Raw genomic sequence first — 20,552 nt, 5'->3', positions numbered from 1 at the left:
CAAGGCCACGGCCTGGCGGGCCGCGGAGGGGAAGGTACGGGCCGGGGCGCCACCCCGGCCCGTACCTAGGATGAGCCCATGTCACTCCCGCACGCGATCCTCACCGCCCTGCTCGAGAAGCCGTCGTCGGGGCTGGAGCTGACCCGCCGGTTCGACCGGTCGATCGGCTACTTCTGGTCGGCGACGCATCAGCAGATCTATCGTGAGCTGGGGAAACTGGAGGCCGACGGGCTGATCAGGGCGCTGCCCGCCGAACAGCCGGCCCGCGGGCAGAAGAAGTCCTACGAGGTGCTGCCGGCCGGCCGCGCCGAGCTGGCCCGCTGGACCGCCGCGCCCCAGGACCCGAAGCCGCACCGGGACCCGCTGCTGCTCCGGCTGCGCGCGGCGGCCGTGGTCGGCACCGACGGCCTCGAGGCCGACCTGCGCCGGCACCGCGAGCTGCACGCACGGCAGTTGGCCGAGTACCAGGAGATCGAGCGGCGGGACTTCCCGCCGGAGCGCAGCGCCCCGGAGGACCGGCTGCGGCACCTGGTGCTCCGGGCCGGCATCGACCTGGAGACCTTCTGGACCCGGTGGCTCGACCACGCACTCGCCGAGTTCGAGCAGCTGCCCGGAGCGGAGTCCGCCGACGCAGGTTCTGCCGGTGCCCCGCCCTCCGACTCCCGGCCCGCGCAAGGGGAATGACGGCGCCGGCCGCCCACCGGAGCGCATCGGAGCAGGGCGGCCGGCGCCGGGTCACAGGCGGTGCGGCCGGGTGCGCCGGCGCAGGTACCAGGCAGCTCCGACGATGCCGGTGCCGAGCAGCGCGCCGCCGGCCACCAGCGTCACCGTGCCGTAGTCGGTCGAGCTGCCGCCCACGCCGCCCATCACCCCACGCGACGGTGAGGCGGTCGGGCTGGGGGAGGAGGTGGGCGCGGAGGAGACGACCACCGACTGGGTGCCCGCCGTATTGCCGTTGGAGCACATGACGATGACCGTGTAGGTGCCCGGGCTGACGTTCGACCAGGCCGCGGACTGGCCCGCCGAGGTGCCCGAGAGGGCCACTTGACGGCCCTGCGAGAAGGTGGCCTGGCTGCCGGTGAGCAGCGAGGCGGTGCCCCAGCTGCCGTTGATCTGGGTGCACGCGGTCGTGGTGACCGACACGGTCGATCCGGAGGTGCTGACCGAGATGCCCGCTGCCGCGGCGGGCGGGGCGAGGGAGAGAGCCAGCGCGGCGGCGGCTGCCGCGGTCGGACCGGTGCGGATCAGAGGCTTCGCAAAGCGCATGTCGACTGCCTTCCGGCGGCACGGCTGGCGGTACATCCCTTGCGCCGCCGAGGATCGGGGAAACGCCCGTGCTGCCACGGGGCCAGCCAATGCGCAGCCCGCGACCGACGCACTCCGGCTGCCGCCGGGCAGGTGACGAAGTCCGCCCTCCGGCCGATGGCCGAAGGCCGGCGACGGAAGGCCGGCGACGGAAGGACGATGACGGAAGGTCAGCGGGGCGAGCCGGTGCGCACCGTGCGCTCGGCGGAGAAGCCGCCCCAGGTGCCGTCGGGCAGCATCGCCCGGATCCGCACCCGGTGACTCGTGCCCGGCTCCCGGCCGGCGTAGAAGCTGTGCTTCGCCCGGTCGCGCGGTGCGTCACCGCCGAAGACGAGCGAGGTCGCGGTGCGGCCGTCCAGCTGGATCTCGTACTCGGTGATCACCCCGTCCACCCGTGGCGGCACCCAGCTCAGGTCGATGTAGTACGCCCCGTCGTCCGCGCGGTGGGTCCCGGCGCGGAACCGGGTGGGTGCGGCGGAGGCGCCGTCGTCGCGCCCCGGTGTGGTGATGCGGACCGCGGGACTCGCGGGGGAGAGGTTGTCGGCGGCGTCCCGGGCCCGCACGGTGAACGCGTACCGCGTGCCGGGCCGCAGCCCCGTGACGACGGCGGCCGCCTGACCGCCGCCCACGCTGTGCACCTTCGTCCCGCCCTGGTGGATCTCGTACGAGACCACGCCCCGGTCGTCCTCCGCCACGGACCAGGACAGCTGGACGGCCCTGGCGCCGGCCGCCCGCCCGCGCAGCCGCCCGGGCCGGGTGGGCGCCGAGCGGTCGGCCTTCGTGGCCGGGGGTGTCGTCGCCCGGACCGCACGGCTGCGCGGGCCCAGCCGCCCCTCGGCGTCCCGCGCCCGCACGGTGAAGACATAGGTGGTGGACGGACGGAGCCTGGTGACGTCCACCATGTGCTCGGAGCCGGGCACCTCCTCGGCCTTGGTACGGCCCCGGTACACCTCGTACCGGCTCACCTCGGCCCCGGACCCGGCGACCGCGTTCCACATCACATGCACGCTGGTGGCGCTGCCGGCCTGGGCGGTGACCCCCGTCGGCGCACCCGGCGCACGGCCGTCGTCCGCACTCCCCGGCCCGCGCCAGCCGCAGGAGGCGACCAGCAGCAGCACCCCGCACGGTGCGAGCCGGCGGAGCCGGAGGACGGTACGGGGGACTCCTCGCACGATTCAGCCTCCCGGGACAGCACACGGAAAACGGTCCGGCAATGGTCCGGACCAATATGGCGTGCGTGATGCGGTCACATCAAGAGGTGGGTCATGGGCGCCCGCGGCGGCATTCCGTATGCTGACGGGGTCACGGCTGAACTGCTCCCGGGCACCGGGGAGTTCATGCCCGCGGCGCGGACACCGCTGTCGTCGCAGATCCCGCGCCGACGGGGTGGCCGGGCGGCCGGAGCCGGTACCGACTCGGGCCCCCGGCCGCCGGCCGCGCTGCGCTCCGCGTGCTTCGTCCGGCCGTGTTGCGGTGGCCACGCCGCCGCTTCGGGATGAGATTGGCCCTGATTGTGCCGTCCTGTCCCCCAGTGAGAGGCATCCCACGTGTCCTCTGTCCCGACGATCACCCTGGCCCTGGCCGGTGCCGCCGCCCTGCTCGCCCCCGCGGCCCTGCACAGCAGCCCCGCCACCGCATCCGAGTCCCGCACCGCGGCCGCAGCCGCGGCGGACGGCGTGACCGCCTCCGAGCTGCTCGCCGAGGTGCGCGACTGCACCCGGATCAGCACGGGCCTCTACCGCACCGACCAGGGCAAGGCGGCCACCGTCCCCGTGTGCGGAACCGACGAGGCGGTCTTCTGGAAGGCCGACATGGACATCGACTGCGACGGGCGCCCGGGCACCTACTGCAACACCCGCACCGACCCGTACTTCTCGGCCTCCACCGCCTTCGCCCAGTCCGACGGACGCCCGCTCAGCTCGGAGCAGCTGCCGTTCATCGTGGTGCCCGCGCCCAGTTCCTTGTGGGACTACCGCGCCCACGGCGTCCGCGGCGGCTCCGTGGCGGCCGTGATCCACGGCGACCGGGTGCAGTACGCGGTCGTCGGCGACACCGGGCCGACCGGCATCATCGGCGAGGCGTCCTACGCGACGGCGAAGGGCCTCGGCATCGACCCGCACCCCCAGCGCGGCGGGGTGACCGGCGGGGTCACCTACATCGTCTTCAAGAACAGCCGGGTGAGCCCCATCGAGGACCGCGCCGCGGCGGAGGCAACGGGCGAGCGGCTCGCTCAGGCCTTCGTCAGCGGCGACTGAGCTGCCGTCAGCGAAGAAGTGAGCTGTCGTCAAGGACGAAGTGAGCTGCCGTCAGCGAAGAAGGTGAGCTGTCGTCAAGGACGGAGGAGCCGCCCGTCCTTCGGCCGGCCCGGCTCACACCTTCCGGTAGGCGTACGCCTCCTGGGCCGCGGCCGCCACCGCCTCGAGGTCGGCTCCGGTCGCCGCCGTCACCACCGCCGCCACCGCGCCCTCCACGAAGGGGGCGTCCACCAGGCGGGTGTTCTCGGGCAGTTCGTCGCCCTCGGCGAGCAGGGTCTTCACGGTGAGCACCGCGCTGCCCAGGTCGGTCAGCACGGCCACCCCCGCTCCCCGGTCGACGGAGGCGGCCACGGCGCCGATCAGCTCGGCGCTGGTGCCGAGTTCACCGGACTCGGTGCCGCCCGCCGGTGCCACGGGCACGGCCGCGCCGGCGCCCGCGAGGCCCTTGGCCAGCTCCGCCACCGACGCGGCGACCTCGGGGCTGTGCGACACCAGCACGATCCCCACGAGCTTGTCGTCACTCACCACCGGACTCACCACCGGCCTCCGCGGTCTCGGCCAGGGCGGCGATCAGCAGCGCCGACGAGGTGGCCCCTGGATCCTGGTGCCCGATGCTGCGTTCCCCCAGATAGCTCGCCCGGCCCTTGCGCGCCTGCAGCGGCGTGGTGGCGACGGCACCCTCCTCGGCGGCCCGGCGCGCCGCCGCGAAGGAGTCACCCAGCGCGTCCACCGCGGGCACCAGCGCGTCCACCATGGTCTTGTCACCCGGCGCCGCACCGCCCAGCTGCCGCACCGCGTCCACCGCGGCGCGCAGCGCGTCGGCCAGCTGCTCCTCGCTCACCTCGGCGGCGTCCCCGAGCGCCTTGCCGGTGCGGCGCAGCAGCGTCCCGTACAGCGGGCCCGAGGCGCCGCCCACCTTCGAGATCAGCAGCCGCCCGGACTGGGTCAGCACCGCACCCGGCGTGGCGGGCGGCTCCTTCTCCAGCGCCTCGCGGATGGCGGCGAACCCGCGCTGGAGGTTGGTGCCGTGGTCGGCGTCGCCGATGGGTGAGTCGAGCGCGGTGAGCCGTTCCGCCTCGCGGTCCACGGACGCGGCGGCCGCCAGCATCCAGCGGCGGAAGAAGTCGGCGTCGAGCACGGGTACTCCTTGCGTGGTCGTTGACGGTGATCCGGTCCGGTGCTCCGGACCCTGTTCACATGCCCCAGCGCAGCCCCGGCGTACTCACCGGCGCGTCCCACAGCCGCAGCAGCTCCTCGTCGACCTCGCACAGCGTGACCGAGGCGCCCGCCATGTCCAGAGACGTGACGTAGTTGCCGACCAGGATTCGGGCCACCGGGACGCCCCGCTCGGAGAGCACGCGCTGCACCTCCGCGTTGAAGCCGTACAGCTCCAGCAGCGGCGTCGCACCCATGCCGTTGACCAGGACCAGCACCGGATTGCGCGGGGTGATGTCGTCCAGGATCGCCTGCACGGCCACCTCGGCGATCTCGCCCGAGGTCATCATCGGCCGCCGTTCCCGGCCGGGCTCGCCGTGGATGCCGATGCCCAGCTCCAGCTCGCCGGGCGGCAGCTCGAAGGTGGGGGTGCCCTTGGCGGGAGTGGTGCAGGCGCTCAGCGCCACGCCGAAGCTGCGGGACTTCTCGTTCACCTGCCGGGCGAGCGCCTCCACCCGCTCCAGCGGCGCGCCCTCCTCCGCGGCGGCGCCGGCGATCTTCTCCACGAACAGCGTGGCGCCCGTGCCGCGCCGGCCCGCGGTGTAGAGGCTGTCGGTCACCGCCACGTCGTCGTTGACCAGCACCTTGGCCACCCGGATGCCCTCGTCCTCGGCGAGTTCCGCGGCCATGTCGAAGTTCAGCACGTCACCGGTGTAGTTCTTCACGATGAACAGCACCCCGGCTCCGCTGTCCACGGCCGCCGCCGCCCGCACCATCTGGTCGGGCACGGGGGAGGTGAACACCTCACCCGGACAGGCCGCCGACAGCATCCCCGGACCGACGAACCCGCCGTGCAGCGGCTCGTGCCCGGAGCCCCCGCCGGACACCAGCGCCACCTTCCCGGCCACCGGCGCGTCCCGCCGCACCACCACCCGGTTCTCCACATCCACCGTCAGCTCCGGATGGGCCGCCGCCATCCCGCGCAGCGCGTCCGCCACCACGGTCTCCGGGACGTTGATGAGCATCCTCATGGGTACCTCCTGTGATCGACCGGGCGAGCCCTGAACCCGCCTTCGCGGGGACCGGAGCACACGGGGCCGGTTCCCGCACGACGGCGACTGACACTGACGGCAGTATCTGCCCTGCGGCGGCCGAGGTCACGCAGTCGGCACGGTCTGCCGCGGCGGCACTCCGGGAACGGGGCCGCGGCATTCCGGGAACGGGGCTGCGGCATTCCAGGGACGAGGGCCGCAGTCTTGTACGGCCAGGACCACCGTCCCGGCGCGTGCGGTCTCCGGCCCGGCCCGGCGGACGGCCGGCCTCCATGTGCTTCCGTCATCTGTCTGCCGTGCTGTCCGGGAGGTAGCTTGGGTGAGGAAGGCCCCTTAAGGAGGGCGATTCCATGCCGTGGATCTTCTGGCTGCTCGCCGCCGCGGCACTGGGTGCCGCGGAGTTCTTCACCCTCACGCTGGTCTTCGGGCTGCTGGCGGGCGCCGCGCTGGTGGCGGCCGTGGTCGCCGGTGTGGGTGTCGGCCTTCTGGGGCAGCTTCTGGCCTTCATCGCGGCAGCCGCGGCCGGCCTGCTCGTCGTCCGCCCGGTCGCCCTGCGGCAGATGCGGCAGCAGCCCGTCTTCCGCGAGGGCAGCGACGCGCTGATCGGCCGGCGCGCCGAGGTCGTGCAGGAGGTCACCGCGACCCGCGGACTGATCAAGGTCGCCGGCGAGGAGTGGTCGGCCCGCGCATTCGACGAGAGCCTGGTGATCCCGGTGGGCGCGCTCGTGGACGTCATGGAGATCGACGGCGCCACCGCCGTCGTCTATCCCCGCGAACTCCTCCCGTGAACGGCTGAACACACAGCAACGGAGGCACTGTGGACCCGCTTGTCATCCTTCTTCTCGTGGCGGCCCTCGTGGTCGTGTTCCTCGTGGCCTCCACGGTGCGGATCGTGCCGCAGGCGCGCCGCTACAACATCGAGCGGTTCGGCCGTTACCGCCGCACGCTGCAACCCGGCCTGAACTTCGTGGTGCCGGTGGCGGACCGCATCAACACCCGGCTGGACGTGCGCGAGCAGGTCTACTCGTCCGACCCGCGGCCGGTGATCACCGAGGACAACCTCGTGGTGAACATCGACACCGTGCTCTACTACCAGATCACCGACCCGAGGGCGGCGGCCTACGAGGTCGCCGACTACCTCCAGGCGATCGACCAGCTCACCGTGACCACCCTGCGCAACGTCATCGGCAGCATGGACCTGGAGGAGACCCTCACCTCCCGCGAGGAGATCAACTCCCGGCTGCGTGCCGTGCTCGACGACGCCACCGGCAAGTGGGGCATCCGGGTCAACCGGGTGGAGATCAAGGCCATCGACCCGCCCGCCACCATCAAGGAGGCCATGGAGAAGCAGATGCGGGCCGAACGCGACAAGCGCGCGGCCATCCTGCACGCCGAGGGCGAGCGGCAGGCCAAGATCCTCACCGCGGAGGGCACCAAGCAGAAGGACATCCTGGAGGCCCAGGGAGCGCAGCAGGCCATGATCCTCCGCGCGGACGGCGAGGCCAAGGCGGTGGAGCTCGTCTTCCAGGCCGTCCACCGCAACAACGCCGACCCCAAGGTCCTCGCCTACAAGTACCTCGAGACGCTCCCGCACCTGGCGAGCAGCGACAACAACACCTTCTGGGTGATCCCCGGCGAGCTGACCGAGGCGGTGCGCACCGTCACCCGCGCCTTCGGCGAGCAGCCGGCCGACGGGGCCGCCCGCTCCGCCCAGCGCGAGGAGCAGACCGAGGCCGAGGGCGCGGCCGACGACGGCGGCACACCGGCGCTCGAGGCGAGGCACGCCCCGATGCCGGCGGAGACCGCCGCGGCCGCCGACGAGGCCGTGAAGCAGGCCGCGGCGGCCGTGAACGACGCCAAGGCGGAGGCCCAGGCCGCAGAGTCGCCCCGACGTGCGGCACCGGGCGGCTGAGCCCTCCCGGGCGGGGTCCGCAGCGGGCGGCTGTGCCGGCATCGGCACCGTAGCGGTCGTTCACCCCCGACCGGGGTCCGCTCACGCCACCCGCCCGGCCTCCCGGGTGCCGTCGCGGTTGCCGCCGTACGCGGACTTCACCTCGGCCCAGCGCGCCGCCTGCGCCTCGGAGGTGTACCGCGGCAGTCCGGGGCACAGCTCCACGGCCACCGCCTCGGCCAGGTCGCCCGCGCCGGCGTCCGTGCCGGTGGACGCCGCCCAGGTCGTCAGCCACGCCTCCACGAGCTGACGGCGCACGGCGAGGTCGTCGAGGACGGCCAGGTTCTCCTCGTAGGCCGGCCCGCCCACCGTGCGGCGGAACTTCTCCAGCAGCGTCAGGCCGCCGGCGCTGACCACGAAACCCTCCGGGCCGCCGGTCAGTTCCTCCACCAGGTACGCGGCGGCGGCGTCCGCATGGTCGCCGCCGATGGCCCCCGCCAGCTCGGAGCGCAGCTGCGCCAGCGCGGCCACCGGTCCGAAGGCGTCCCGGGCGCGGGCCAGGGACACCGCTCGGCGGGAGTTCCGTCGCGACCCATTCTGAACTGCCGCCGCCGCACGGTGCATTGCCGGACTCCGGCAATGTTTACGCGATTTTGATGCCGGACACGACACGTGGGTGGTGGCTCGTCGCGGCGTCGAGGACGTAGCGTTCGGGCCGGTGATCGACGATCGGGGACGATTGACGATACGTCAGGAGGCGGCGGAGGGACGGCAGTCGGTCCCGACGATTGATGAACCGTCAGGCTGGGCGAGGAGATGGCCGTCGGACCGCGGCGGACGGCCGGACGTCACGGAGTGGAAGGAGCACAGGTGCGCCGACAGGCACACGGCGTGGGGACGAGCCGTGAGGCGGCCCCGGACGGACGGAGGGCCGACGGGTGAGGCGCGGATTCTTCCTCCCCGACCAGGGGCAGCAGCCGGACGCCGGTCACATGGTGGTGTTCGGCGAGGACGCCCTCGCCGAACGGCTCGCGGCCGAACTGCGCGAGCTGTACCGCATGCGGGTCACCGTCGTCGTCCCCTCCCTGCCAGGCGCCGACCGAACGCACCCCACCGCCGGGCGGGCCCGTGCCTCCGCCCTGCTGGCGCGGATGCAGAGCATGATGAACCGCGCGGCCGGCTCCGGCACCACCCCTGTCCGCGTGATGCAAGCGGCCGACCTGGACGAGGACACCCTCGCCGGGGCCGGAGTGGAGCGGGCCGCCGCGCTCGCCCTGGTGCACAGCGACGACGAGACCAACATCCGTGCCGCCCTGGCCGCCCGCCGCCTCAACCCCCGGCTGCGGCTGGTGATCCGGCTCTACGACCGCAAGCTCGGCCAGCACCTCGCCGATCTGCTGGACCAGGCCGCGGCGGTCGCCTCGCCCGGACTGGACCCGGCCGCGCTGGACACCTCCACCACCGTCCTGTCGGACGCCGACACCGCGGCGCCCGCGCTGGTCGCGACCGCGGTCGCCGGCACCAGCAAGATCGTCCAGGCGGACGGCCTGCTGTTGCGGGCCGTGGAACGCACCCCGCCGAGGCCCGGCGAGGTCGCCGACCCCGGTCTGTGCACCCTCGCCCTGCTCTCCTCCACCGCCAGCGACCCGGCCGGGTCCGAGGGCTCCGACGCCAGCGGCGCCGAAGGCCCCCTGCTGCTGCCCGACGACGACACCGTGGCCGCCGCCGACGGGCGCGGCACGGTGGTCCTGGAGGCCGTCACCCACGACGGGCCCGCGCCGGCCGGGCGGCTGAGCGGACGCGGCCTGCCGATCGGCTCGTTCTTCTCCCGGCGGCTGCGCTGGTCGCTGGCCGGCCTCCTGCTCGTCGTACTGACCCTGGCGGTGATCTCCTGGCTGACCACCGGCGACCACCCACTGCACGCCGCCTACCTCACCCTGCTCGACCTCCTCGCCATGGGCGACCCGGCCACCGGAGCCCCGACCGCCCGCCAGCTCCCGCAACTGCTCACCGGAGTCGCCGGGCTGCTCCTGATGCCGGTGCTGCTGGCCGCCGTCCTGGAGGGGCTCGGCACCTTCCGCACCGCCTCCGCCCTCCGCCGTCCGCCGCGCGGGCTGTCCGGGCATGTCGTCCTGCTCGGCCTGGGCAAGATCGGCACGCGGGTCCTCGCCCGGCTGTGCGAGCTCGGCATCCCCGTCGTGTGCGTCGAGGAGGACCCGGAGGCCCGCGGCATCCCGCTGGCCCGCCGCGAGCGGGTGCCCACGGTCATCGGGGACGTCACCCAGGAAGGCGTCCTGGAGGCGGCCAAGATCCACCGGGCGCGGGCGCTGCTCGCCGTCACCAGCAGCGACACCACCAACCTGGAGGCGGTGCTCTACGCCCGTTCGGTGCAGCCCGGCCTGCGGGTGTCGCTGCGCCTGTACGACGACGCCTTCGCCACCGCCGTCTACCGCACCCTGCGCGCCGCCCACCCCGGGGCGCTCACCCGCAGCCGCAGCGTCTCCACCCTGGCCGCGCCCGCCTTCGCCGGGGCGATGATGGGCCGCCGCATCCTGGGCGCCATCCCGGTCGAGCGGCGCGTGCTGGTCTTCGCCGCCCTGGAGGTCTCGGACACCCCGCAACTGGCAGGACGCACCATCGCCGAGACGTTCCGCCCCGGCTCCTGGCGGGTCCTGGCCCTCGACCCGGCCGACCCCGACGAACGCCGCGCCGACCTCGCCGCCACCCCGGCCGACGACGACGCCGACAACACCGGCGGCCTCATCTGGAACCCGCACCCGGGCTACGTCCTGCACGCCCGGGACCGCGTCCTGATAGCCGCCACCCGCCAAGGCCTGGCCGAACTCCTGGGCACCGCCCCTCGCACCCGATCGGCCACGCCGGGCTCTTAGCCGCCGCGCTTCACCGCCCTCGGGCTCCTGATTTGACGGCCCGGCCGTATGCATGGCGCGGGCGATCGCTGCCGCACGTACGGCGCAGGCCCGCTGCCGCGGTCGGGCGCCGCGGCGGCCCCGAGCCCCGCGGCTCCGAGCCCCGGGGGCTTCCAGCGCGCGGGAGCCCGGGGGCCCGCTGTCCCCGAGTACCCCGCCCGGGACCGCTGCCGTCCGGGCCAGGTCCGCTGTGTCCCGCTGTCGCCGCCCTGTCCGTCTGCCGCTTCCCGCAGCCACTGCCCCCGTCCATCCGCCCCGGCTTGCTGTGGCCGTGCCGGTCCGTTCGCCGTGTCCCGCCGTCGCCGCTCCGTCCGCTCGCCGCTTCCCGCAACCACTGCCCCCCTCCATCCGCCGCGCGGCCCGCTGGCGCCTGCCAAGCGCTCCGCCCTGGCCCGCTCGCACTGCACCCGCCCGTCCACTCTCATTGCACCCGCCCGTCCACCGCCCGGTCGGCCGCAGGCCCCCGACACACCGCCCGCCTCCGCGTCGCGCGGCGTAGTGCGCCGCAGGCGCGCAGGAGCGCACAGATGTGCTCAGCACGCGAAACACTCGCCTGCAATCTGTACATTTGTCGCCAAGGCGTGACGCTGTCGGACGGCCGGCTGCCGCCACGCTGAACGCGACCCTCGCGGGCGAGGACCATATGTTCGAGTTGAGCGCGCCCATCGTGACCACGTTCGTCCTGTACGCGGTCGCCTTGGTCGCCACAGGTGTCTGGGCCTACACCCGCACGCGCCGCTTCACCGACTTCGCGCTCGGCGGGCGCAAGCTCCGCCCGCTCGTCGCCGGTCTGTCCGCCGGGGCCAGCGACATGTCCGGCTGGCTGTTCCTGGCCCTCCCCGGAGCCGTCTACGCGGCCGGCATCGGGTACGTGTGGATCGCCGTCGGACTGGCCATCGGCACCTACCTGAACTGGCTGATCGTCGCGCCACGGCTGCGCACATACACGGAGCACGCCGAGGACGCCGTGAGCCTGTCGGCGTATCTGGAGGAGCGGTTCGAGGACCGCACCCGGATGCTCCGGCTGGTCTCCGCGGCGGTCACGCTGGTCTTCTTCACCGTCTACGTCGGCTCCGGCCTGGTGGCGGGCGGATTGCTGTTCGAGACGATCTTCGATCTGCCCTTCGAGGCGGGCGCCACGCTGACGGCTCTGCTGATCGTCGTCTACTCCGGCCTGGGCGGCTTTCTCGCGGTGAGCATGACCCACGTCATGCAGGCCGCGCTGATGTTCCTCGCGCTCGTCGTGGTCCCCGCGGTCGCCCTCGCCTCCCTGGGCGGCTTCACCTCCCTGGGCGACACCCTGGACAGCAAGAACCGGGGCCTGCGCGAGCCCGGCAGCCTGGTGATCTACGAGGGCGGCGAGTGGATGTCCGGCGGGAGTCTCGGCGCCGTGGCCATCGTGTCGCTGCTCGCCTGGGGGCTCGGCTACTTCGGCCAGCCGCACATCCTGGCCCGCTTCATGGGCATCCGCAGCAGCCAGGACGTCCCCGCCGCCCGCCGGATCGGCACCGGCTGGGTGATCGTCGTCCTCGTGGGCGCCACCATCGTGGGCCTCGCCGGCATCGGGGAGCTCGGCACACCCCTGTCCGACCCCGAGACCGTCTACATCGCGCTGACGCATGCCCTGCTCGACCCCTGGGTCGCCGGGATCATGCTGATCGCCGTCCTCGCCGCCATCATCTCCACCGCGGACAGCCAGCTGCTCGTGTCGTCCGTCGCCCTCACCGAGGACTTCTACCGGGCGTTCCTCAACCGGCGCGCCTCCGACACCGCGCTGGTGTGGATCGGGCGCGCCGCCGTCGTCGCGGTGATCGCGGTGGCCCTGGCGATCGCGCTGCGCGGCGACGGGATCCTCAGCATCGTCGCCTACGCCTGGGCCGGCTTCGGCGCCGCCTTCGGGCCGGTCGTCGTGCTGTCCCTCTACTGGCCGCGCATGACCTGGGCGGGCGCGATCGCCGGAATAGTGACCGGTGCCACCACGGTGCTGACCTGGAAGTGGATCAACCCGCTGCTCGGGCCGCTGGAGTCCGGCATCTACGAGATGGTGCCGGGGGTGCTGATGGCCACCGGCGCCGCCCTGCTTTTCGGCCGGTACGTGGGCCGGCCGCCGAAACGTGCCTTCTGGCAGATGCCGGGCGGCGGCCAGCTGATGGTCACCCCGTTCCTCACCCACGCCCCGGTCGGCATGGCCGTCCTCGACCCCGACCTGCGCTACGTCTGGGTGAACGAGCCGCTGGACCGCATGATCCCCCGCGAGCAGCGGCTCGGCCGGACGGTGCACGAGGTGCTGCCGCCGGAGGAGGCCGAGCCCTTCGCGGAACGGATGCGCACGGTCCTGCGCACCGGCGAACCGGTGATGGACTACGAGTTCCGCAGCACCGAGAACAGCCCCGACCCCGGGCGGGCGCTCTCGGTGTCGTTCTTCGGGATGAAGGACCGCCGCGGCCGCACCGTCGGCATCCTGTACATGGTCCTCGACGTCACCGAGCGCCGCCGCGCCCAGGAACGCCTGGCCCTGCTCAACGACGCCGGCGCCCGCATCGGCAGCACCCTGGACGTCACCCGGACCGCCCAGGAACTGGCCGAGGTCGCCGTGCCGCGCATCGCCGACTTCGTCGCCGTCGACCTGCTGGACTCCGTGATGCGCGGCGAGGAACCCGCCCCCGGCCCGGTCGGGCTGGCCCCGGTCATCCGCCGGGCGGGACAGCAGTCGGTGCGCCCGGGCTGCCCCGAGGCGAGCCTGGAGGTGGGGGAGGCGGTCCGGCGGGCCCCCTCCTCGCCGGTGACCCGGTGCCTGCGGGAGAGCAGAACCCTGGTGGAGCGCACCCTGGACCGCTCCACCAGCCCGTGGGTGACCGAGGACGAGTCGCTGGGCGCCTCCATCCTGCGCTCCGACTTCCGCTCGCTGATGGTGGTCCCGCTGCGGGCCCGCGGCGTCACCCTGGGCGTCGCCACCTTCGCCCGCTACGCCCGCCTCGGCCCCTTCGACGACGACGACGTACGGCTCGCCGAGGAGATCGTCTCCCGCGCCGCGCTCTGCGTCGACAACGCCCGCCGCTACACCCGGGAGCGCACCGCCGCCCGCGCCATGCAGCGCGCCCTGCTGCCACAGGCGCTGCAGGGCGGCTCCGCCCTGCAGGCCGCCTCCTGGTACCAGCCGGCCGACGCGCCCAGCGGCGTCGGCGGCGACTGGTTCGACGTGATCCCGCTGTCCGGCGCCCGGGTCGCCCTGGTGGTCGGCGACGTCGTCGGGCACGGCATGAACGCCGCCGCCACCATGGGACGCCTGCGCACCGCGGTCCGCACCCTGGCCAACCTCGACCTCTCCCCGGACGAACTCCTCGCCCACCTCGACGACCTGGTCATCGGCCTGATGCACCCCGACGGCGACCGGGAGCAGACGGCCACCGAGGAGATCGCCACCGGCACCGCCTTCCTCGGCGCCACCTGCCTGTACGCCGTGTACGACCCGGTCAGCGGCCGGTGCACCCTGGCGCGGGCCGGGCACCTGCCACCGGTGGTCGTCGGCGCCGACGGACGCCCCGAGGTCCTGGACCTGCCGGCCGGTCCGCCGCTCGGCCTCGGCTACCTGCCCTTCGAGTCCGCCGAGGTGGAGCTGGCCGAGGGCAGCCTCATCGCCTTCTACACCGACGGCCTGGTGGAGACCTTCGACCGCGACATCGACGCCGGGATCGCCCGCCTCGGCGAGGCGCTCGCCGTGCCCCGCCCCACCCTGGAGGAGATCGGCCGCGGCGTCGTCGACGCACTGCTGCCCGCGCCGCCGCCCGACGACGCCGCGCTGCTGCTCGCCCGCACCCGCGTCCTGACACCCGATCAGGTCGTCTCCTGGGAACTGCCCGGCGACCCGGCCGCGGTCGCCGACGCGCGCAACGCCGTCGTGCGGCAGCTGGCGGACTGGGGCCTGGACCATCTGGCGTTCACCACGGAACTCATCGTCAGCGAACTGGTCACCAACGCCATCCGGCACGCGGCCATGCCGGGATCGCTGCGCCTGATCCGCGACCGCAGCCTGATCGTCGAGGTCTCCGACGCCAGCAGCACCTCACCCCGGCTGCGGCACGCACGCACCACCGACGAGGGCGGGCGCGGCCTGCTCATCGTGGCCCAGCTCTCCCGCCGCTGGGGCACCCGCTACACCTCGACCGGCAAGGTCATCTGGGCGGAGCAGAGCCTGACGCCGGAGGCGTAGCCCGCAGGGCGGACTCGCCGAACGTCCGTACGTGGCACGGCAGTTGACGAATCGCACACCTGGGATGTCCTGATATCGGTGGTCCACGGTAAATGCCTGGACTGTGGGTATCCTCCGACGGGACACTTCCGGTTTCCGACCACCGGGAGTGTGATGGGAACTTCAGACACGCAAACACCCGCGCCGCCGCACAAGGGCGCGGTCGTCCTGGCGCTGCGCCGCTACGGACGCGAACTTCTCCGCCTGCGACGCTGGGCCCTGCCCGCCCTGCTGCTGCCGGCCGCCGGCAACATCGGCCTGCGCTACGTCGCCCCCCTGCTGATCGCCAAGCTGGCCGGCCAGGCCGCCGACCGCGGTGAACTCACCCTCGCCTCGGCCCTGCCGTACGTCCTGGGCTTCGGCGCCGTCCTGCTGCTCGCCGAGACGCTGTGGCGGATCGGGCTGCACTGCCTCAACCGCGTGGACGCCCTCGGCATCGAGCACCTGTACGTCACCGGAATGGATGAACTCCTCGCCAAGGACGCGGCGTTCTTCCACGACAACTTCGCCGGCTCCCTGACCAAGCGCATCCTCAGCTACGGACGGCGCTTCGAGGACTTCGTCGACACCCTCACCTTCCGGATCTTCGGCAGCCTTGTCCCGCTCTGCTTCGGCGCCGTGATCCTGTGGCGCTACGAACCGCTGCTCGTCGCAGGCCTGCTGCTGATGATCGCCCTGACCGTGCTGGCCGCGGCCCCGCTGATCCGCCGCCGCCAGCGGCTCGTCAACGACCGCGAGGCGGCGATCGCCCGCGTCTCCGGCCATGTCGCCGACAGCCTCGGCAACATGGAGACCATCCGGGCCTTCGCGGCCGAACGGCGCGAGGCCGAGGAGCACCGCAGCCGCGTCGCGGACTCCCGGCGCCTGATGCTGCGCTCCTGGGACTACGGCAATCTGCGCGTCGACACCCTGATCGCCCCCATGTCCGTGCTGACCAATGTGCTCGGGCTGCTGGTCGCCATCGCCTTCGGCGGATCCGGGCAGAGCGTGGAGCAGATCGTGGTCGCCTTCACCTACTACTCCAATGCCACCCAGATCATGTTCGAGTTCAACCAGATCTACCGCCGGCTGGAGAGCTCCATGACCGAGGCCGCACAGTTCACGGAACTGCTGATGGACCCGCCCACCGTGCTCGACCCGGCGGAACCCGAACCGCTCGCCCCGCAGCACACCGGCGTCCGCTTCGAGAACGTGACCTTCGCCCACCGCGGCGCCGAACCGATCTTCCGCGGCCTGGACCTGGAGGTGCCCGCCGGCACCCGGGTCGGCCTGGTCGGCAGGTCCGGCGGCGGCAAGACCACCCTCACCCGGCTCCTGCTGCGCATGTCCGACCTGCACGGCGGACGCATCCTGATCGGCGGTCAGGACATCAGCCGGCTCCGCCAGACCGACCTGCGCTCACTGATCGCCTACGTCCCCCAGGAGCCCGCGATGTTCCACCGCAGCCTGCGCGACAACATCGCCTTCGCCCGCCCCGGCGCCACCGACGAGGAGATCCGCGCGGCGGCGGCCGCCGCCCATGTCACCGAGTTCGCCGAACAGCTCCCCGACGGATTTGCCACCCTGGTGGGGGAGCGGGGCGTGAAGCTCTCCGGCGGCCAGCGCCAGCGCGTGGCCCTCGCCCGGGCGGTGCTGCGCGACGCCCCGATCCTGCTGCTCGACGAGGCGACCAGCGCGCTGGACTCGGAGAGCGAGATCCTGGTCCAGGACGCCCTGTGGCGGCTGATGGAGGGGCGCACCGCGCTCGTCGTCGCCCACCGGCTGAGCACCGTCGCCGGCATGGACCGCCTGGTGGTCCTGGACCGCGGCAAGGTCGTCGAACAGGGCACCCACGAGGAACTCCTCGCCGCGCACGGCACCTACGCCCGGCTGTGGCAGCACCAGTCCGGCGGCTTCCTCGGCGAGAACGCCGACCCGGAGCCGGAGGACGTCGTCGACCGGGAGCCCGATCTCACCGTGTGAGGCAACCGGGTACCGGCGGGCAGGGAGCGGCAGGAGCGACGCCCGACCTCCAGTGCTTGTCGTCGTCCACCTCATCGCGGTCCCTGCCGTCGCCGTCGTCCTCCTCCTCGTCGTCGTCATAGGGGTCGTCGTCGGCGTACCCGGCGCTCTGCTCCGGCAGGGCGCCGCCGGTCTTGGACGGCTCCGGCGGGGCGCCGCCCGACTCGGACGGCGTCGGCTCGGCCGACGGGGAGGGCGCGGCGGCAGCCGGCGGCGAGCCGGGCGGGGCGGGCGTCTCCTGCTCTGGCCCCTGAGCCGGAGGGGCGGTGGACGAGGCGCCCTCGCCCGCCTGCTGCGTCTCCTCACCGACGACGGGGAAGCCGTCGGTGAGCTTCGCCATGCCCAGCAGGACCCCGAGGAGCACGCATCCCGCCGCGGCCGCCGTGGCGGCGGTGGCCCAGCGGTCGCCCAGCCGGTCCCAGAGCCCGGTGCGCGCCGCCCCGGCGGGTTGGTCGCCGGGATGATCGGGGACCGGGGAGTCCACGAAGTCCCCGGGCAGCGGGGCCAGGAGCTCTGTGGGGTCCGTGTCGTCGAACGCCTCGCCACCGGTGACCGCGGAGCCGAGCGGTGCGGTGCCGGCCGGTCCGGGGAGGGGAGAGCTCGAGGAACGGGCATCGAGATCGGTCGTCACAGCATCCTTCCTCACGGCCGGGGAAACGGGCCTGTCCGGTGCACCGACCGAGTGGGGAACGCACCGTGGACGGCCGGCCGCTGTCGCGCACCAGCCTAGGAGGACGACGTTCAGCGCAACGTCAGCGCTGTGTCAGCGCCCGGTAAGGGGACCGTCAATGTTCTTAAGCGGCCGACGCCCGCCGCCTTCAGGACCGACGCCGGAGCGGCCCGCCGCGCGAAAAGGGGCCGTTGGTCCTGCCCACCGGGCCCGGACAGGGACCGTTCGACCCTATCGGGACCGGGTACCCCTGCGCCGATCATGTGGCGGGCCGGGAAGGCCCCCGTCCGGGTCTCCCGCGTTCACGGCTCTTCCCGGCTCTCAGCGACATGAGCACACAGGGAGGACGCCGTCCGGTGGACGAGGCACGGATACAACAGGTGGGTACCCCGCGGACGAAGGCGGTGGACCCGGAGGCCGGGGAGCCGGCCCTCCGGACGGAGCACACGGCGACCAGGCCGTCGTGGGTGGACTGGCTGACCACCACCGACCACAAGAAGATCGGGACGATGTACCTGGTCTCGGCGTTCGTCTTCTTCATCATCGGCGGCGTGATGGCGCTGATGATGCGTGCCGAACTGGCCCGCCCGGGCACGCAGATCATGTCGAACGAGCAGTTCAACCAGGCCTTCACCATGCACGGCTCGGTCATGCTGCTGCTGTTCGCCATGCCGTTGTTCACCGGCTTCGCCAACTGGCTGATGCCGCTGCAGATCGGGGCGCCCGACGTGGCCTTCCCCCGGCTGAACATGCTCGCCTTCTGGCTGTTCCTGTTCGGCTCGCTGATCGCGGCGGCGGGCTTCCTCACGCCGGGCGGGGCCGCCGACTTCGGCTGGTTCCTCTACGCCCCGCTGTCCAACTCCGTCTACTCGCCCGGCGCCGGCGCCGACCTGTGGATCATGGGCGTGGCGCTCTCCGGCTTCGGATCGATCGCCGGCGCGGTCAACTTCATCACCACGATCATCTGCATGCGCGCCCCGGGCATGACGATGTTCCGCATGCCGATCTTCACCTGGAACGTGCTGCTGACCGCGCTGCTGGTCCTCATGGTGTTCCCGGTGCTGGCCGCCGCGCTGTTCGCGCTGGAGGCGGACCGCAGGTTCGGCTCGCACATCTTCGACTCGGCCAACGGGGGAGCGCTGCTGTGGCAGCACCTCTTCTGGTTCTTCGGCCACCCCGAGGTCTACATCCTGGCCCTGCCGTTCTTCGGCATCATCAGCGAGGTCGTCCCGGTCTTCTCCCGCAAGCCGATGTTCGGCTACATGGGTCTGATCGGCGCGACCATCGCGATCGCGGGCCTGTCCGTGACGGTGTGGGCCCACCACATGTACGTCACCGGTGGCGTGCTGCTGCCGTTCTTCTCCTTCATGACCTTCCTGATCGCGGTCCCGACCGGTGTGAAGTTCTTCAACTGGATCGGCACCATGTGGAAGGGCAGCCTCTCCTTCGAGACGCCGATGCTGTGGGCGACCGGCTTCCTCATCACCTTCACCTTCGGCGGCCTCACCGGCGTCATCCTGGCCTCCCCGCCGCTCGACTTCCACGTCTCCGACACCTACTTCGTGGTGGCGCACTTCCACTACACGCTCTTCGGCACCGTCGTGTACGCGATGTTCGCCGGATTCCACTTCTGGTGGCCCAAGTTCACCGGCAAGATGCTCGACGAGCGCCTCGGCAGGATCACCTTCTGGACACTCACGGCGGGCTTCCACCTCACCTTCCTGGTCCAGCACTGGCTCGGCGCCGAGGGCATGCCCCGCCGGTACGCCGACTACCTCGCCGCCGACGGCTTCACCGCCCTCAACACTCTCTCGTCCATCGGCTCGTTCCTGCTCGGCATGTCGCTGCTGCCGTTCTTCTACAACGTCTGGAAGACGGCCAGGTACGGCAAGCCGGTCGGCGTGGACGACCCGTGGGGCTACGGCCGCTCCCTGGAGTGGGCGACCTCCTGCCCGCCGCCGCGGCACAACTTCACCAGCCTGCCCCGCATCCGCTCCGAATCCCCGGCCTTCGACCTGCACCACCCCGAGATCGCACAGCTCGAGGCGGCGAGGTAGGCCATGTCCCAAGCCGTCGTCGCCCTGGGACTCGCGGCGGTGACCGCCTCCGGCTGTGTCTGGTACGTGCCGGCCCTCGCCGACCTGCGCGCGAGAGCCGACCGCCCGGTCTCCCGCCGCACCGCCGCGGCCGCCTGCCTCAGCGGCTGGAGCACGGCCGGGATCGTCGCCGTGCTGCTGCTGGTGGCCGAGGCGTGGTGGATACCGTCCGCCGCGGCCGGCGCCGCCCTCACGGCCGCCCTCCGGGTGCGTGCAGCCGTGCAGCGGCGACGCGAGATGCGCGAGGCCGCCCGCCACTGGGCAGAGCTGAGCCGGCAGGTGCCCCGGCCCGGCGCCGCGCGTCCCTCCCGGACCGTCGTCGCCGTCCTCCTCGGCGCCGGACTGGCCGCCGGGTCGGCCACCGCGATCCTCAGGGTGGCGGCCGGGCCCGGGTACGGCATGGACTGGCTGGCGGCCGCCGCCGTTTCCGCCGCGGTCGTGGGCCTGTTCCTCACCCTCGCGATCGCGCACACGCGTACGGCCGGCCGTGGTGCAGCCGGCCGCACGCGCCGCCCGCAGTAGCGGACCGGCTCACTCGGCGGCCAGCGGACCGCCCTCCGACGAGTAGCAGAGCCCTCAATCGACGGGCCTCGGCCCGCCCTCCGCCACGAGCCGGGCCAGCCGGCCCAGGCGCCCGAAGTAGCGGAACCCTTCCGAGTCGTCGAGCCCCGGCAGGACCCGCTCCAGGTCCGCGATGCACTCACGCAGGATCCGGTGGCGCTCGGCATCGAGAGCGCCACCGTTGGTCTGCCAGGTGGAGACACATCCGGCGATGTCGGCGTCGAGCATCACCAGGTCGACGCCCCCCGGTTCGGCACCGCGCAGGCCGGCGGGGAAGGCCGCGCGCCTATGCTCCCGCCACAACCGGCCCACGGCGGCTATGTGTTCAGTGAGCAGTGTGCATCGTGAAAACTGCACGTCAGGTGGGCTGGTGTGCACGGGGTTCGG

General features: G+C 73.0%; 17 protein-coding genes. 9 read left to right on the top strand and 8 right to left on the bottom strand.

Annotated elements, in window-relative coordinates; translation table 11 throughout:
- The first annotated feature begins 78 nt into the window (after nucleotides 1-78).
- A complete protein-coding gene (locus ABD207_RS08880) occupies nucleotides 79-684 on the top strand; it encodes a PadR family transcriptional regulator (RefSeq protein WP_344011409.1) in 606 nt (201 codons plus the stop codon).
- A gap of 51 nt (nucleotides 685-735) precedes the next feature.
- On the opposite strand, the gene ABD207_RS08875 is transcribed toward ABD207_RS08880, so the two are convergent.
- The gene (locus ABD207_RS08875; RefSeq protein ID WP_344011407.1) at nucleotides 736-1,266 is read right to left on the bottom strand and encodes a hypothetical protein; all 531 of its coding nucleotides are present in this window, start codon (nucleotides 1,264-1,266) and stop codon (nucleotides 736-738) included.
- 209 nt (nucleotides 1,267-1,475) lie between these two features.
- Entirely contained in the window at nucleotides 1,476-2,477 is a 1,002-nt protein-coding gene (locus ABD207_RS08870; protein ID WP_344011405.1) for a fibronectin type III domain-containing protein, read from the bottom strand.
- Between the two features lie 375 nt (nucleotides 2,478-2,852).
- Here ABD207_RS08870 and ABD207_RS08865 point away from each other — a divergent pair, with 375 nt between their 5' ends.
- Nucleotides 2,853-3,560: a glycoside hydrolase family 75 protein gene (locus tag ABD207_RS08865; protein WP_344011403.1), complete on the top strand. Its 708-nt coding sequence runs from the start codon at nucleotides 2,853-2,855 to the stop codon at nucleotides 3,558-3,560.
- Nucleotides 3,561-3,674: 114 nt separating this feature from the next.
- On the opposite strand, the gene dhaM is transcribed toward ABD207_RS08865, so the two are convergent.
- From dhaM to dhaK, 3 genes are read right to left on the bottom strand one after another with little or no spacing between them, the layout of a single operon-like run.
- The gene (dhaM, locus tag ABD207_RS08860; protein ID WP_344011400.1) at nucleotides 3,675-4,085 is read right to left on the bottom strand and encodes a dihydroxyacetone kinase phosphoryl donor subunit DhaM; all 411 of its coding nucleotides are present in this window, start codon (nucleotides 4,083-4,085) and stop codon (nucleotides 3,675-3,677) included.
- The gene (gene dhaL / locus ABD207_RS08855; protein WP_344011398.1) at nucleotides 4,078-4,698 is read right to left on the bottom strand and encodes a dihydroxyacetone kinase subunit DhaL; all 621 of its coding nucleotides are present in this window, start codon (nucleotides 4,696-4,698) and stop codon (nucleotides 4,078-4,080) included. Before dhaL ends, dhaM begins: the two co-directional genes overlap by 8 nt.
- Before the next feature lie 55 nt (nucleotides 4,699-4,753).
- Nucleotides 4,754-5,746, bottom strand: coding sequence for a dihydroxyacetone kinase subunit DhaK (gene dhaK / locus ABD207_RS08850; protein ID WP_344011396.1), 993 nt, complete (start codon nucleotides 5,744-5,746; stop codon nucleotides 4,754-4,756).
- 371 nt (nucleotides 5,747-6,117) lie between these two features.
- Here dhaK and ABD207_RS08845 point away from each other — a divergent pair, with 371 nt between their 5' ends.
- Together ABD207_RS08845 and ABD207_RS08840 are read left to right on the top strand one after the other, a co-directional pair.
- Complete coding sequence (locus ABD207_RS08845; protein WP_344011394.1) at nucleotides 6,118-6,555, top strand: NfeD family protein; 438 nt, start codon at nucleotides 6,118-6,120, stop codon at nucleotides 6,553-6,555.
- A gap of 29 nt (nucleotides 6,556-6,584) precedes the next feature.
- Nucleotides 6,585-7,679: an SPFH domain-containing protein gene (locus ABD207_RS08840; protein WP_344011392.1), complete on the top strand. Its 1,095-nt coding sequence runs from the start codon at nucleotides 6,585-6,587 to the stop codon at nucleotides 7,677-7,679.
- A gap of 81 nt (nucleotides 7,680-7,760) precedes the next feature.
- Here the strand turns inward: ABD207_RS08840 and ABD207_RS08835 are convergent, their stop codons facing one another.
- Complete coding sequence (locus ABD207_RS08835) at nucleotides 7,761-8,225, bottom strand: hypothetical protein (protein ID WP_344011390.1); 465 nt, start codon at nucleotides 8,223-8,225, stop codon at nucleotides 7,761-7,763.
- Nucleotides 8,226-8,650: 425 nt separating this feature from the next.
- On the opposite strand from ABD207_RS08835, the gene ABD207_RS08830 reads away from it, so the two are divergent.
- From ABD207_RS08830 to ABD207_RS08820, 3 genes are all read left to right on the top strand, one after another.
- Complete coding sequence (locus tag ABD207_RS08830) at nucleotides 8,651-10,549, top strand: NAD-binding protein (protein WP_344011526.1); 1,899 nt, start codon at nucleotides 8,651-8,653, stop codon at nucleotides 10,547-10,549.
- A 682-nt stretch (nucleotides 10,550-11,231) separates the two neighbouring features.
- Nucleotides 11,232-14,798, top strand: coding sequence for a sodium/proline symporter PutP (gene putP / locus ABD207_RS08825; RefSeq protein WP_344011388.1), 3,567 nt, complete (start codon nucleotides 11,232-11,234; stop codon nucleotides 14,796-14,798).
- Nucleotides 14,799-14,951: 153 nt separating this feature from the next.
- Nucleotides 14,952-16,799: an ABC transporter ATP-binding protein gene (locus ABD207_RS08820; protein ID WP_344011387.1), complete on the top strand. Its 1,848-nt coding sequence runs from the start codon at nucleotides 14,952-14,954 to the stop codon at nucleotides 16,797-16,799.
- Here the strand turns inward: ABD207_RS08820 and ABD207_RS08815 are convergent.
- On the bottom strand, nucleotides 16,789-17,469 hold the full coding sequence (locus tag ABD207_RS08815; RefSeq protein ID WP_344011386.1) for a hypothetical protein: 681 nt from the start codon (nucleotides 17,467-17,469) through the stop codon (nucleotides 16,789-16,791). The genes ABD207_RS08820 and ABD207_RS08815 overlap by 11 nt on opposite strands.
- Nucleotides 17,470-17,837: 368 nt before the next feature.
- On the opposite strand from ABD207_RS08815, the gene ctaD reads away from it, so the two are divergent.
- Together ctaD and ABD207_RS08805 are read left to right on the top strand one after the other, a co-directional pair.
- Entirely contained in the window at nucleotides 17,838-19,565 is a 1,728-nt protein-coding gene (gene ctaD / locus ABD207_RS08810) for an aa3-type cytochrome oxidase subunit I (RefSeq protein WP_344011385.1), read from the top strand.
- Between the two features lie 3 nt (nucleotides 19,566-19,568).
- Nucleotides 19,569-20,126 carry a hypothetical protein gene (locus ABD207_RS08805; RefSeq protein WP_344011384.1) on the top strand — a complete coding sequence of 186 codons (558 nt, stop codon included), beginning with the start codon at nucleotides 19,569-19,571 and terminating at the stop codon, nucleotides 20,124-20,126.
- 54 nt (nucleotides 20,127-20,180) lie between these two features.
- Here the strand turns inward: ABD207_RS08805 and ABD207_RS08800 are convergent.
- Nucleotides 20,181-20,552: hypothetical protein (locus ABD207_RS08800; protein WP_344011382.1), on the bottom strand; the 372-nt coding region annotated here is incomplete at its 5' end.

Origin of the sequence: Streptomyces thermospinosisporus (genome assembly GCF_039526425.1) — a bacterium.
Lineage (GTDB): Bacteria > Actinomycetota > Actinomycetes > Streptomycetales > Streptomycetaceae > Streptomyces > Streptomyces thermocarboxydovorans.
This window is presented reverse-complemented; position numbering and strand designations above follow the sequence as displayed.